The sequence below is a fragment of the Faecalimonas sp. genome, assembly GCA_029264305.1.
In the GTDB taxonomy this organism is placed as follows: domain Bacteria; phylum Bacillota; class Clostridia; order Lachnospirales; family Lachnospiraceae; genus Faecalimonas.
The window spans coordinates 20,023-33,664 of sequence record JARICA010000023.1; the positions used below are offsets into that span (position 1 = coordinate 20,023).

General features: G+C 33.9%; 13 protein-coding genes. 11 read left to right on the forward strand and 2 right to left on the reverse strand.

The features are described from left to right. The first annotated feature begins 73 nt into the window (after positions 1 to 73). The 7 genes from ftsZ to ACY2U7_RS08860 all read left to right on the forward strand — a co-directional run bounded on the left by ftsZ (position 74) and on the right by ACY2U7_RS08860 (position 6,614). Positions 74 to 1,303, forward strand: a complete 1,230-nt coding sequence (gene ftsZ / locus ACY2U7_RS08830) for a cell division protein FtsZ (protein WP_461812282.1) — start codon at positions 74 to 76, stop codon at positions 1,301 to 1,303. A 162-nt stretch (positions 1,304 to 1,465) separates the two neighbouring features. Continuing rightward, positions 1,466 to 2,248: a sigma-E processing peptidase SpoIIGA gene (locus ACY2U7_RS08835; protein WP_461812283.1), complete on the forward strand. Its 783-nt coding sequence runs from the start codon at positions 1,466 to 1,468 to the stop codon at positions 2,246 to 2,248. An 11-nt stretch (positions 2,249 to 2,259) separates the two neighbouring features. Beyond that, entirely contained in the window at positions 2,260 to 3,000 is a 741-nt protein-coding gene (sigE, locus tag ACY2U7_RS08840; RefSeq protein ID WP_461812284.1) for an RNA polymerase sporulation sigma factor SigE, read from the forward strand. A 78-nt stretch (positions 3,001 to 3,078) separates the two neighbouring features. Next, positions 3,079 to 4,686 carry an MBL fold metallo-hydrolase RNA specificity domain-containing protein gene (locus ACY2U7_RS08845; RefSeq protein WP_461816265.1) on the forward strand — a complete coding sequence of 536 codons (1,608 nt, stop codon included), beginning with the start codon at positions 3,079 to 3,081 and terminating at the stop codon, positions 4,684 to 4,686. 99 nt (positions 4,687 to 4,785) lie between these two features. Further along, positions 4,786 to 5,565 carry an RNA polymerase sporulation sigma factor SigG gene (gene sigG, locus ACY2U7_RS08850; RefSeq protein ID WP_461812286.1) on the forward strand — a complete coding sequence of 260 codons (780 nt, stop codon included), beginning with the start codon at positions 4,786 to 4,788 and terminating at the stop codon, positions 5,563 to 5,565. 107 nt (positions 5,566 to 5,672) lie between these two features. Next, on the forward strand, positions 5,673 to 6,323 hold the full coding sequence (locus tag ACY2U7_RS08855; RefSeq protein WP_461816266.1) for an HAD family hydrolase: 651 nt from the start codon (positions 5,673 to 5,675) through the stop codon (positions 6,321 to 6,323). 27 nt (positions 6,324 to 6,350) lie between these two features. Beyond that, on the forward strand, positions 6,351 to 6,614 hold the full coding sequence (locus ACY2U7_RS08860) for a glyoxalase (protein WP_461812288.1): 264 nt from the start codon (positions 6,351 to 6,353) through the stop codon (positions 6,612 to 6,614). Between the two features lie 178 nt (positions 6,615 to 6,792). On the opposite strand, the gene ACY2U7_RS08865 is transcribed toward ACY2U7_RS08860, so the two are convergent. Further along, positions 6,793 to 7,224: an FMN-binding protein gene (locus ACY2U7_RS08865; protein WP_461812289.1), complete on the reverse strand. Its 432-nt coding sequence runs from the start codon at positions 7,222 to 7,224 to the stop codon at positions 6,793 to 6,795. A 148-nt stretch (positions 7,225 to 7,372) separates the two neighbouring features. Here ACY2U7_RS08865 and pth point away from each other — a divergent pair, with 148 nt between their 5' ends. The 3 genes from pth to ACY2U7_RS08880 are packed head-to-tail and all read left to right on the forward strand — an operon-like array spanning position 7,373 to position 12,385. Further along, positions 7,373 to 7,945 (forward strand): aminoacyl-tRNA hydrolase, encoded by a 573-nt coding sequence (pth, locus tag ACY2U7_RS08870; protein ID WP_461816267.1) that lies wholly within the window; start codon positions 7,373 to 7,375, stop codon positions 7,943 to 7,945. Positions 7,946 to 7,955: 10 nt separating this feature from the next. Beyond that, positions 7,956 to 11,294 (forward strand): transcription-repair coupling factor, encoded by a 3,339-nt coding sequence (gene mfd / locus ACY2U7_RS08875; protein WP_461812291.1) that lies wholly within the window; start codon positions 7,956 to 7,958, stop codon positions 11,292 to 11,294. Positions 11,295 to 11,341: 47 nt separating this feature from the next. Further along, a complete protein-coding gene (locus ACY2U7_RS08880; protein ID WP_461816268.1) occupies positions 11,342 to 12,385 on the forward strand; it encodes a peptidyl-prolyl cis-trans isomerase in 1,044 nt (347 codons plus the stop codon). A gap of 73 nt (positions 12,386 to 12,458) precedes the next feature. Here the strand turns inward: ACY2U7_RS08880 and ACY2U7_RS08885 are convergent, their stop codons facing one another. Beyond that, a complete protein-coding gene (locus ACY2U7_RS08885; RefSeq protein ID WP_461812293.1) occupies positions 12,459 to 12,902 on the reverse strand; it encodes a GatB/YqeY domain-containing protein in 444 nt (147 codons plus the stop codon). Positions 12,903 to 13,047: 145 nt separating this feature from the next. Between ACY2U7_RS08885 and spoVT the strand changes: the two genes are divergently transcribed. Continuing rightward, on the forward strand, positions 13,048 to 13,596 hold the full coding sequence (gene spoVT, locus ACY2U7_RS08890) for a stage V sporulation protein T (protein ID WP_461812294.1): 549 nt from the start codon (positions 13,048 to 13,050) through the stop codon (positions 13,594 to 13,596). The last annotated feature ends 46 nt before the right edge of the window (positions 13,597 to 13,642 follow it).

A 13,642-nucleotide genomic window follows, 5' to 3' on the forward strand; every position in this document is an offset into this window, starting at 1 on the left:
TACCTATATGGCTGAAACTGCCACTTTGCAGGGAAGTATAAGGCGAATAAGGAACACGAAGGAGGAGAAACTCTTGTTAGAAATTATGACAAATGAATCAGATGCAGCAGCAAAAATAATTGTAGTTGGTGTAGGCGGTGGCGGTAATAATGCTGTGAACCGAATGATAGATGAAGAAATCGCTGGAGTAGAATTTATTGCAATTAATACAGATAAGCAGGCATTGCAATTATGTAAAGCACCGACACTTATGCAGATAGGAGATAAACTTACAAAAGGTCTTGGTGCAGGAGCAAAACCTGAAGTAGGAGAAAAAGCCGCAGAAGAAAGCGCAGAAGAAATCGCTGCAGCTCTTAAAGGAGCAGACATGGTGTTTGTTACTTGCGGTATGGGAGGCGGTACAGGTACAGGTGCAACACCAGTTGTAGCACGTATCGCAAAAGAGCAAGGAGCATTAACTGTAGGTGTTGTAACAAAACCTTTCCGTTTTGAATCAAAAGCACGTATGAATAACGCTCTTGCAGGAATTGAAAAATTAAAAGAAAATGTTGATACACTTATTGTTATTCCAAATGATAAGTTATTGGAAATCGTTGATAGAAGAACAACAATGCCAGAAGCATTAAAGAAAGCCGATGAAGTATTGCAACAAGGTATTCAAGGTATTACAGATTTGATTAATGTTCCTTCATTAATTAACCTTGACTTTGCAGATGTACAGACAGTTATGGTTGATAAAGGTATTGCTCATATTGGTATTGGTAAAGGAAAAGGCGAAGAAAAAGCACTTGATGCTGTTAAGGAAGCCGTTGCAAGTCCTCTTCTTGAAACAACTATTGCAGGGGCTTCACATGTTATTATTAATGTATCTGGGGATATTTCTCTTATGGATGCAAGTGATGCAGCAGAATATGTTCAAGAATTAGCTGGAGAAGAAGCGAATATTATTTTCGGTGCAATGTATGACGATACAAAACAGGATGAAGCAACAATTACAGTTATTGCAACAGGTCTTCATAATGTTGGAGGTGCTACTTCTAAGTTAAAACAAAGATTAGAAGGACAGAAAGCAGCATTTCATCAGACAATCCAACCAAAGGAAGAAGTACAAATACCGAAAGTTGATTTAACAAAAAATATTGCACATACACAGTTCCAAACACAAACTACAAATCATACAAGTAGTGCAAATAATGAACAAAGAACATATGGTGGAGCAACACCTACTTTACAGACACCAAAAGTTCCAACAAGTTCAGTAAAAGAACAGACAATAAAAATCCCAGATTTCTTTAAAAGATAGAAATAAAAATGTAGAACTATCACAGTTTTGTGATAGTTCTTTTTTTTGTGCATTTGACTATTTTTGTCGAAAAAAAAATAAGTTCTGTTTTCATTATACGACATTTTTTTTAATAGTAGCAATTTATAATAAATGTGTTGCTAGAGAGAAAGAAGGTGGGCAATGTACTATGAGTTATATGTAGATGTGTTCTTTTTAGTGAATTTTATGATGGATTTTTTACTTCTTTTACTTGCAAAAAAGATATTAAAATGTTCTGCCACACATGGAAATATTTGTATGGGAAGTTTGTTTGGAAGTTTACTAACCTGTCTAGTTATTTTATTACCAGTGCAAAGTGCGGTATTAAAATTTATATTGTTTCATATGGTTATAAATATCATTATGATTTACATAGGCTTACGGGTACACACTCTTCGAGAAATTGTTCGGGCATGGATAGCGTTATATATTGGTAGTTTTTTGTTAGGTGGTGTATTCAACTATTTTTATCAATATTTAAAAGTCGGGAGTTTGTTTTTTGCTTGTGCAATGTTAAGTTATTGGCTTGTGCAAAGCATGTGGTCTTTTATTATATCTATAATAAGATTAAAGCAAACAGAATGTGATGTTACCTTATATAAAAATGGACAAAATTATACGGTTCATGCTCTTATTGATACAGGGAATAGTCTTTTGGATCCATTGACAAAACAACCTATATGTATTGTAGAGCAAAGGATAGTTGAAAAATGGGTTGAAGACAATGAAATAAAAAAAATGAGACGTATATTTTTTCATTCTATTGGAAAAAAATGTGGAACACTTCCCGTGTTAGAATTAGAAAAAATGTGCATACACTATGAAAAGGAATGTTGGGTAATGAAACCGATTGTTGCATTATGTGAAACTGAAATTTCATCAGATGGAGAATACGGAATGATTTTAAATCCCAATATATTTTAGGAGGAAAAACAATGATACTAAAAGTAGCAGTACCAAATCAATTTAAACTCAAAGTAATATCAAATTTTCGGACATTTTTATTTCCAGAAAAAAGGGATATTCATTACATAGGAGGATCTGATGTACTTCCAGCACCGTTAGAAATGGAAGAGGAGACGGCTGTTATAGAAGAACTAGGTACAGAAACGGATGAGGTGGCGAAAAAAACGCTAATAGAACATAATCTTCGTCTTGTTGTTTATATAGCTAAAAAATTTGATAATACGGGTGTTGGTGTAGAGGACTTGATTTCTATAGGAACAATAGGGTTAATTAAAGCTATAAATACATTTAATCCAATGAAGAATATTAAATTAGCAACATATGCATCTAGATGCATTGAAAATGAAATTTTGATGTATTTGAGGAGAAATAATAAAACAAAATTAGAAGTGTCTATTGATGAGCCGTTAAATGTGGATTGGGATGGAAATGAATTGTTATTATCAGATATCTTAGGAACGGATGAAGATACGATTTACAGAGATTTAGAAACAGAAGTAGAAAAAAAATTGTTGATGAAGGCGATTAATCGTTTATCTAGTCGTGAAAGAACGATTATACAGATGCGCTTTGGAATAGGAACAGCAGATGGAGAAGAAAAGACACAAAAAGAAGTTGCAGACATATTAGGAATTTCGCAATCATATATTTCTAGACTTGAGAAAAAAATTATGCAACGTCTGAAAAGAGAAATTGTAAAATATGAATAAATAAAAAGTAAATATTAGAAAATAATATCAATTTTGCACAAAAAGTGTTACAATAGAAAGAAAAAAGGGGTTGAGATTATGAAACTGACATTTATCGGTGCTGCGCATGAAGTGACAGGAAGTTGTCATTTGTTAGAGGCCTGTAATAAGACAATCCTAATCGACTGTGGTATGGAACAGGGACCGGATTTGTATGAAAATCAAGAATTACCTATTGTTCCGAGTGAAATAGATTGTGTTCTTTTAACACACGCACATATTGATCATTCGGGTCTTATTCCAATGTTATGTAAACAAGGATTTAGAGGACAAATTGTTACTACTTTTGCTACATCAGATTTATGTGATATTATGCTTCGTGATAGTGCACATATTCAAGAATTTGAAGCAGAATGGAGAAATCGTAAAGCAAGACGTGCAGGAGAAGCTTTATATGAGCCACTTTATGAAATGCAAGATGCGTTGGACGCAATTGAACTTTTAGCACCTTGCGATTATGATCAAAAAATAGAACTTTATGACGGAATATCAGTTCGTTTTACGGATATTGGACATTTGCTTGGTTCGGCTTGTATAGAAATTTGGATTAATGAAGATGGAGTGGAAAAGAAGATTGTATTTTCAGGAGATGTTGGGAATACAAATCAACCTATTATAAAAGATCCTATACAAATAAAAGAAGCGGATTACGTTGTAATCGAATCTACTTATGGAAATAGACTTCATGGGGAGGAAACTCCAGATTATGTTGGAGAATTTACCCGCATTTTAAATGAGACATTTGCAAGAGGTGGAAATGTTGTTATTCCATCGTTTGCTGTAGGTCGTACGCAAGAACTTCTTTATTTCATAAGAGAGATTAAAGAGAAAAAGTTGGTGGAAACATATCCTAATTTTGAAGTGTATGTGGATAGTCCGCTAGCTATTGAGGCTACAAATGTATTTACCAAAAACACCAAAGGCTGTTTTGATGAAGAGGCAATGAAACTTGTAGAAGAAGGTATTAATCCTCTTGTCTTTCCAGGATTAAAACTTTCTACCACAAGTGATGATTCAAAGGCAATCAATTTTGATGAGCGCCCGAAAGTAATTATATCTGCTTCAGGTATGTGTGAAGCTGGACGTATTCGCCATCACTTGAAACATAATCTTTGGAGACCGGAATGTACGATATTATTTGTTGGTTATCAAGCTATTGGAACACTTGGAAGAAAATTAATTGAAGGTGCACCACTTGTAAAACTATTTGGTGAGGAAATAGAAGTAAGTGCTCATATTGAAACGTTAAAAGGAATAAGTGGTCATGCTGATATGAATGGACTTTTAAATTGGCTTTCTGGATTTGAGACAAAATTACAGCATGTATTTGTTGTACATGGAGAAGATACGGTGACAGATGAATTTGCCAATACAGTGACAGAAAGATTTGGTTGCCCTGCATTTGCTCCATATTCTGGAGGAAGTGTAGATTTGGCTGAGAATGTTATCCTAAGTGAAGGTGTCAAAGTACGCAAGAAGGCGGGAGATAAACCAACTGCTATTCGTGCGATGACGGTATTTAATAGAGTTGTTATGGCAGGTAAATATTTAATGAAAGTGATAATGAAAAATGAAGGACTGTCAAATAAAGATTTAGCAAAATTTGAAACTCAAATTCAAAATCTTGCAGATAAATGGGATAGATAAGTGTCAAGGGTGAAAAGTTTATTAGAATTTAATAAAGAATGAATATAAGGAGCCATTTTGTAAATCCTTTTCTTATAAAGAAAAAGAGGAGGTAACAAAATGGCTCTGAACAAAGTGGAAATATGTGGTGTGAATACAGCAAAACTTCCGCTTCTAAAAGAAGAAGAAAAAGAGGCGTTGTTTGTTCGGATAAAAGCAGGAGATGAAAATGCGAAAGACGAGTATATAAAAGGAAATTTAAGGCTTGTTTTAAGTGTGATTAAAAGGTTTTCAAATAGTAATGAAAATCCAGATGATTTATTTCAAATAGGATGTATTGGTCTGATTAAAGCAATTAATAATTTTAACACGGAATTAAATGTGAAGTTTTCTACTTATGCAGTACCAATGATTATTGGAGAAATTCGAAGGTATATGCGTGATAATAATTCCATTCGTGTGAGCCGGTCTCTTAGAGATATAGCGTATAAAGCGATATATGCAAAAGAGGGATACATGAAAATGCATTTAAAAGAGCCGACGGTACAGGAGATTGCAAGTGAAATAGGTATTTCTAAAGAAGAGATTGTACAGGCTTTAGATGCGATACAAATGCCTATGAGTCTTCATGAACCAATTTATAATTCGGATGGAGATACTCTATATGTGATGGATCAGATTAGTGATAAAAAGAATAAAGAAGAAAATTGGATAGAAGAGTTGTCGTTAGCAGAAGCAATGAAAAGGTTGGGGAAACGTGAAAGGAATATTATTCAAATGCGTTTTTTTGAAGGGAAAACGCAGATGGAAATAGCAAAAGAAATTCATATTTCGCAGGCACAAGTGAGTAGGTTGGAAAAAAATGCACTTCAAGCAATGAAACAATATCTAGTCAATTAGAGGAAAAGAAAAAGATGAAAAGTAAATTTTCATCTTTTTTGTGCAGTTTTTATAGTTGAATTTTAATGGAAACCATAATATTATAGTGGGTATAAAGGAGTGAAACAATGTATAAAGTATGTATATTTGATTTGGATGGCACACTGACCAATACATTGGAATCCATTACATATTCAGTAAATAAAACATTAGACGAGTTGGGGTTGGCCAATATTACCATGGAGCAATGTAGACAGTTTGTAGGTGATGGGGCAAGAGTGCTTATGGAACGTACTCTTAGAACTGTTGGAGATACAAAGTTAGAGAAAATTGAAAGTGCAATGGAAGTATATGGAAGAGTGTTTGGAGAAAATTGTACATATCATGTAATGCCATATGAAGGTATTGTGGATATGTTGGATGGATTGGAAGAACGAGGAATAAAGTTGGCTGTTCTATCTAATAAACCACATCAGCAGAGCGCTGATGTGGTAGCGAAAATACTTGGAAGCCATAGATTTTCTTGTGTGAATGGCCAGAGAGAAGGAATAGAGAAAAAACCAGATCCAGCTGGGGTGTTTGAAACAATCAAGTGTTTACAAGTAGCAAAAGAAGAATGTCTTTACATAGGAGATTCGGAAGTAGATATGGAAACGGCAAGACGAGCAGGTCTTGTATCCGTCGGAGTGTCATGGGGATTTCGCAGCAGAGAAGTTTTGCAAAATGCAGGAGCGGATTATATAATTGATACACCATGTGAATTACTAAAATTTGTATAATAAGAGAAGAATTAGGAGGATAATAATATGTATGAATATGATGAAGAGTGTTTGCAAGTATTTTTAAATAAACAGGAGCAGTTGTTTGATGAACCAGTTGCTGTAACATTAGAGGAGGCAGAAGCGTTTCTTGAAGATTGTATGGCGGTGGTTGTGGAGTCTATTGAAGAAGTGAGAGAATACTTTGATGAAAGTGGAGCAGATGTAGAAGGAATGTCTGCGGAAGAGTTAGAAGATGCTTCAGAAGTATTTGCATTACCAGATGGGAGATATTTGGTAGTAGAAGCGTAATGAGGGGCGGTCATAAGACTGCCTTTTTTAGAAGTGAAAAATATATTTTAGTTTAATTCGATCAAATCAAGTCTATAGCCCGCAAAACTAAGAAGAATTTGCGGGCGCATCAGTAAGATAGTGCCAGGTCAGGAAAATACTTTCTCATAACAAAATGGATAAAAGACAGAGTACGTTGTCATTTAACAGCAGCTTTTTTTAACGCGTTTTCGATGGCAGAAACAATCATTTGAGCTGTGTAAGGATTATCTTTTGGATAATTAAGGTGTTTAGTTGATTGCTTTTCGCAAACCTGTTCAGCTATGTCTTCGATTACAGGTTGTAGCAAAGGATACATTGTAGTCACTGATTCCCCTAGATTAACACAACGAATAGAAGCAATTTTGGATTGTTCTACAGTGACTTCAATTTCTAAATCTGTGTTATTTAGACTTACTGTGGATGTGTAAATGCCAGGAGTATATTCTTTTGTGGGGTTCAGTACTTTTTTATTTTTTGGGAAGAACATAAATACTAAAAGCAAAATAAAAAGAACTCCCAAAATAACAAAAACGGTAGTATAAATGATTTCTTTCATATGCAAAACAACGATTTTTGTTTTTGAACTCATGAAGTCCCTCCTCATCTATATACATAGGAAAACGTATAAATGGTTTTGTATAATATATGATTAGAAGAAAAAAATATTCGTGTCTTTGCGTGACAAATAGAAAATGTTCTTGTAGAATAGAAAAAGATAAAAGAAAAGGAGTGACAATATGTATATTATTGTAGGGCTAGGAAATCCGACTTCCCAATATGAGGGAACGCGTCATAATGTGGGTTTTGACGTCATAGATGTTATTGCAGAGAAATATAATATATCGATGGATATAAAAAAACATAAAGCTTTTTGTGGAAAGGGAATAATTGCTGGACAAAAGGTTATTCTTGCTAAACCGCAAACTTATATGAATTTAAGTGGAGAGAGTGTAAGAAGCCTTGTAGATTATTTTAAAATTGTTGAAGAAGAAGAGTTGATTGTAATTTATGATGATATTAGTCTTGATGTGGGACAACTTCGTATTCGTAAGAAAGGAAGTGCAGGAGGACATAATGGAGTAAAAAATATAATTGATCACCTTGGACATTCTGTTTTCCCTAGAATTAAGGTGGGGGTAGGTGAAAAACCAAAACAGTATGATTTGGCTGATTATGTATTAGGACGTTTTTCAAAAGAAGAAAGAAAAATTGTAGAAGAAGGGTATTGTAAGGCAATCAATGCGATTGAATTGATGGTAAATGGTGAGATAGAAACAGCTATGAACGATTATAATAAAAAGGTGAAATAAAGGAGGATATATGCAAGCTTTTGTAGAACCATTGAAAGAGTTGGTGGAAGTTGAAAAAATACAAAAAGAGAAGAAAAAACAGAAGGGAATGATCCAGATTGCGGGCTGTGTTCGTTCTCAGAAAACGCATTTAATGTATGCTCTTGGTGATGATTCGACATATAAGGTCATTGCTGTTTCAAGTGAAGCAAAAGCGAAAGAAATTTACGAAGAATACAAATTTTTGGATGAAAAAGTGTACTATTATCCACCAAAGGATCTTTTGTTTTACCAGGCAGATTTGCGTGGGAAAGCATTGTTAAAGCAAAGATTAGAAGTGATTCAAGCACTTCTGACAGAAAAAGAATTAACAGTAATTACTGAATTTGATGGTTTTATGGATTCTTTGTTGCCTCTTAGAAAAATTCGGGAGAGAATATTTACGCTAAAAGTTGGAGATATAGTTGATTTTGATTCTTTGCAAAAAAAAGTAGCAGCACTAGGATATGATAGAGAAATACAGATTGATAGTATGGGACAGTTTTCTGTACGAGGAGGAATTATTGATATTTATCCATTAACGGAAGAAGTGCCTATTCGTATTGAGTTTTGGGATGATGAAATAGATTCAATTCGCACATTTGATGTGGAAAGCCAACGTTCTATAGAAAATTTGCAGGAAGTTGTCATTTATCCAGCAACAGATTTTCCGGAGGAGGAAGGAGAACGAGTATCATTTTTAGATTATTTTCCGCTTGAGGAAACGATTATATTTTTGGATGAACCAGCAAGATTATTAGAAAAAGGAATTGGCATAGAAGAGGAATATTTGGAAGCTCAAAAAAATCGTATAGAAGCAGGATGTGAAATTTCAGATGTACGTATACCGTTGTATCAGACAACGCAAGTTGTAAAGAAGATGAATGAACATTATTGTATTGGATTTTCGGCATTAGAAATACGTGCAAAAGAATTTCGGACGAACAACTTATATAGTATTCATACGAAGAATGTAAATCCATATAATAATAGTTTTGAGTTACTTACAAGAGATTTGAAGAGATTAAAACGTAATGGCTATCGAGTTATTCTTCTATCTGGTTCTAGAACGAGAGCAAAACGACTTGCAGAAGACTTACGAGACTACAATTTGAGTAGTTTTTATAGTGAAGAAAAGGATCGTCTTGTTCAAGAGGGAGAAATTTTAGTTTCTTTTGGTCATGTGGCAGAAGGATATGAATATCCAATGTTGAAGTTTACGGTAATTTCGGAAACAGATATTTTTGGAAAAGGGAAGAAAAAACGTAAACGCAAAGTATATGAGGGACAGAAAATACAAAGTTTTTCAGAATTGAAAATTGGTGATTATGTTGTTCATGAAAATCATGGTTTGGGGATATATCAAGGAATAGAAAAAATTGATGTGGATAAAACATCAAAGGATTATATGAAAATATCTTATTCGGGAGGATCTAATTTATATATTCCCGCAACCCAATTAGATTTGATTCAAAAATATGCAAATGCAGATGCAAAAAAACCAAAACTAAATCGTCTTGGAACGCAAGAATGGACAAAAACCAAGACAAGGGTTAAAGGAGCTGTTAAAGAAATTGCAAAAGATCTTGTGGAATTATATGCGGCAAGACAACGTGAAGAAGGTTTTGTATATGGACCGGACACAGTGTGGCAGAAAGAATTTGAAGAAATGTTTCCGTTTGAGGAAACAGAAGATCAAATGTTAGCCATAGAAGCAACCAAGCGAGATATGGAAAGTAATAAAATCATGGATCGTTTAATTTGTGGAGATGTGGGATATGGAAAAACTGAAGTGGCTATTCGAGCAGCTTTTAAAGCGGTGCAGGAAAGTAAGCAAGTAGTTTATTTGGTTCCGACAACAATATTGGCGCAACAGCATTATAATACCTTTGTACAGCGCATGAAAGAGTTTCCAGTAAGAGTAGATTTGATGTGCCGTTTTCGGACGCCTACACAGCAGAAAAAAACAATTGAAGATACGAAAAAAGGTTTAGTGGATATTATTGTTGGAACACATAGAGTTTTAAGTGAAGATTTGAAATTTAAAGATTTAGGTCTTTTAATTATAGATGAAGAACAGAGATTTGGTGTACAACATAAAGAAAAAATCAAAAAATTAAAAGAGAATGTAGATGTATTAACATTAACAGCAACACCGATTCCTAGAACTCTTCACATGAGTTTAATTGGAATTCGAGATATGAGTGTTCTAGAAGAAGCACCTATGGATAGAATACCAATTCAGACATATGTTATGGAATATAATGATGAAATGGTACGTGAAGCGATTCAGAGGGAATTATCGCGACAGGGACAAGTGTATTATGTGTATAATAAAGTGAAAGATATTGAAGAGATTACAAATAAGATTCAAAGTCTTGTTCCGGAAGCGGTAGTTACGTATGCCCATGGACAGATGAGTGAACATCAGTTGGAAAAAATCATGTATAATTTTATTAACGGTGAAATTGATGTTCTTGTATCCACTACTATTATCGAGACGGGACTTGATATTTCAAATGCGAATACGATGATTATTCATGAAGCGGATAAATTAGGGCTTTCACAACTTTATCAATTGCGCGGACGTGTTGGAAGATCCAATCGGATGGCATATGCATTTATGTTATATAAAAGGGATACATTATTGAAAGAGGTTGCAGAAAAGAGACTTTCGGCTATTCGAGAGTTTACAGATTTAGGGTCTGGATTTAAAATTGCAATGCGAGATTTGGAAATTCGAGGAGCAGGAAATCTTTTGGGGGAAGAGCAACACGGACATATGGAAGCTGTTGGATATGAGTTATACTGCAAAATGTTAAATGAAGCTGTAAAATATTTAAAAGGAGAAATCGATGAAGAATCTTATACAACAACAATAGATTTGAATGTAGATGCATATATTCCAACTTCGTATATTCCAAATGAATATCAAAAATTAGATGTTTATAAAAGGATTGCTAGTATTGAAAATCAAGAAGAAATGGATGATATGGTAGAAGAATTGATTGATCGATTTGGTGATATTCCTAAAAAAGTACAACAGCTACTTCATATCGCATTGGTAAAGGCGTTTGCCCACAGTGCGTATATCGTTTCCATTGAACAAAAAGGAGAAGAATACAAGTTTACCATGTATGAGAAAGCAAAAGTCTGTGCAGATCGAATTCCGCTTCTTTTACAACAATATAAGGGTGAATTGATATTTAAAGTAGAAACAAATCCGTATTTTATTTATCAGAAAAAGGGAAGAAATAAGCGTGAAAAAGATGAAAATATATTAGAATGTGTAAAAAGTGTGATAAGTGGGATAAAAGGATTGATAGAATAAGAAAAAAACGATATAATAATGAAGTTAATAAAACGAAGGAGGACGTTATGGGTAATACAAAAAAAAGAATTGTTGCATTGTTAGTAGCGACTGCTATGTCAGCAACAGCAATTACAGGATGTGGAAAGATAAATAACGAAGCAACTTTAATGACAGTTGGTGAAGATAAAGTAACAATGGGGGTTGCAAATTTCTTTGCTAGATATCAGCAAGCTATGGCCGAGGCACAATATGGAGCTTACATGGGCGAAGATATGTGGAAATCAAAAGTGACAGATTCAGAAACGATGGAAGAGAGTATGAAGAAAAGAATTTTAGAATCTCTTAAAACATTGTATGTATTAGAAGACCATATGAAAGAATATAAGGTGGAGTTAACCACAGAAGAAAAACAGAAGATCGATAAAACTGCAAAAGATTTTTTGAAAGCAAATCAAGATGGTGCAAAAGAAGTGATTTCAGCAGATGAAGAAACAGTAAAACGTGTTTTGGAATTACTTACTATTGAAGATAAAATGAGAAAAGCACTTGTGTCAGATGTTGATAAAAATGTAAGTGATAAAGAAGCGGCGCAAAAAAGCATGCAGTATGTATTTTTTACATTCACGAATACAGCAGAAGATGGAAAGGCTACGACAATCGATGAGAATGCTAAAAAAGCATTAAAGGAGAAGGCGACAAAATTCCAGGAAGGTGCAAAATCGCAAAATGATTTTGCTGCGTATGCAAAAACAAATGGATATGAAGCGACAACAAAAACTTTTGATGGAGAGGATACGGCTCCTTCGGAAGAATTGATTAAAATAGTGGACAAATTAAAGGCTGGAGAAATAACAGGTGTAGTTGAAACACCATCAGGATATTATGTTGCAAAAGTGACGAGTTTATTAGATAGAACGGCTACAGATGAAGAAAAGAAGATGATTGTTGCAGAACGCGAAAACAAGAAATACGAAGAAGTAGTAAATAAATTAGTTAAAGAGAGCAAAATTGATATAAATAAAAAAGAGTGGGAAAAAATTAGTTTTGTAAAACAAAGAATAATTTTGAAAGCAGTTGAACAGCCACAAGAACAGAAGAATCAGAAATAAAAATAAGGTGTGACAATCGCGAGATGACGATTTGTCACACCTTTGTTGTTAGATAAAGATAAACTGTATCAAATTAAAAACGAGACATAAGTAAATCGTTTACTAATTTTCCATCTGCTTTTCCTTTGACTTTAGGCATTAATTCTTTCATGATGCGACCTTTATCTTTTGCTGTAGGTGTCTCAATACCTAGTTCAGATAAAGTGGAATCAATAACAGTTTTAATTTCTGCTTCAGTCATCATTTTTGGTGCATATTGTTCTAAAACAGCAAGACGTTTTTGGCATTCTTCCACAATTTCTGTGCGATCAGCGGGAGTCATTTCTAAAGTTTCTTTTGTCTGTTTTATTTCTTTCATGATAACCTGTGTTTCTTCTTCTTCTGTAAGATCAGCACGTTTTTCGATTGCTTTATTTTTTAAAGAAGACAAAAGCATGGATAAAGTTTCTTTTGTTTCTTTCTCTCCAGCTTTCATAGCTGCAACCATTGCACTTCTTACTTCGTCTATTTTACTCATTGTTCTACCTCCTTGTAATCATATATATTTATTATAAAAGATAACGAATTAAAGTCAATGTTTGTTTTTTCCTTTTGGAATGTATAAAATTTTTCCATTTACAGATACTATTTCCAATTGGAAAAGAATAATGGAGGAAAATAGAATGAAGGCAACAGGAATTGTAAGAAGAATAGATGACTTGGGAAGAGTTGTAATTCCGAAAGAAATAAGAAGAACATTGAGGATAAGAGAAGGAGATCCTTTAGAAATTTTTACGGATAGAAATGGAGAAGTGATTTTGAAGAAATATTCTCCAATAGGAGAATTATATAAAATTTCATGTGAGTATGCAGATAGCTTATCTTCTGCCACGGGGTATACAGTGTGTATCGCAGATACAGAGCAAATTGTTGCAGCTTCAGGAAGTGGGAAAAAGTCGTTTGTAGAAAAATGTGTAACGGCAGAGTTGAGAAAAACAATGGATATGCGAAATTCTTTTGTGGCAGAGCGAAATGAAAAAAAATATGTGCAGATTGTGGAAAATGAAATTCAAGGATATACTGCTGAAGCGATTAGCCCTATTATTTGTGAAGGGGATGTAATAGGTGCGGTTATTCTTTTAGATCGAAGTGGAGAAAAGAAGTTTGGTGATTTTGAAAAAATGTTAACTCAGATAGGTGCAGGATTTTTAGGAAAACAAATGGAACAGTAAAGGTATAAAATTCCTCGGACAATCATAAATTGTGTTAGAACAAAGA

Bases quoted from the DNA above. Each gene is read 5' to 3' on its own strand.
- ACY2U7_RS08835 (WP_461812283.1), top strand. From the start codon at position 1,466: ATGTACTATGAGTTATATGTAGATGTGTTCTTTTTAGTGAATTTTATG.
- sigE (WP_461812284.1), top strand. From the start codon at position 2,260: ATGATACTAAAAGTAGCAGTACCAAATCAATTTAAACTCAAAGTAATA.
- ACY2U7_RS08845 (WP_461816265.1), top strand. From the start codon at position 3,079: ATGAAACTGACATTTATCGGTGCTGCGCATGAAGTGACAGGAAGTTGT.
- sigG (WP_461812286.1), top strand. From the start codon at position 4,786: ATGGCTCTGAACAAAGTGGAAATATGTGGTGTGAATACAGCAAAACTT.
- ACY2U7_RS08855 (WP_461816266.1), top strand. From the start codon at position 5,673: ATGTATAAAGTATGTATATTTGATTTGGATGGCACACTGACCAATACA.
- ACY2U7_RS08860 (WP_461812288.1), top strand. From the start codon at position 6,351: ATGTATGAATATGATGAAGAGTGTTTGCAAGTATTTTTAAATAAACAG.
- ACY2U7_RS08865 (WP_461812289.1), bottom strand. From the start codon at position 7,224: ATGAGTTCAAAAACAAAAATCGTTGTTTTGCATATGAAAGAAATCATT.
- pth (WP_461816267.1), top strand. From the start codon at position 7,373: ATGTATATTATTGTAGGGCTAGGAAATCCGACTTCCCAATATGAGGGA.
- mfd (WP_461812291.1), top strand. From the start codon at position 7,956: ATGCAAGCTTTTGTAGAACCATTGAAAGAGTTGGTGGAAGTTGAAAAA.
- ACY2U7_RS08880 (WP_461816268.1), top strand. From the start codon at position 11,342: ATGGGTAATACAAAAAAAAGAATTGTTGCATTGTTAGTAGCGACTGCT.
- ACY2U7_RS08885 (WP_461812293.1), bottom strand. From the start codon at position 12,902: ATGAGTAAAATAGACGAAGTAAGAAGTGCAATGGTTGCAGCTATGAAA.
- spoVT (WP_461812294.1), top strand. From the start codon at position 13,048: ATGAAGGCAACAGGAATTGTAAGAAGAATAGATGACTTGGGAAGAGTT.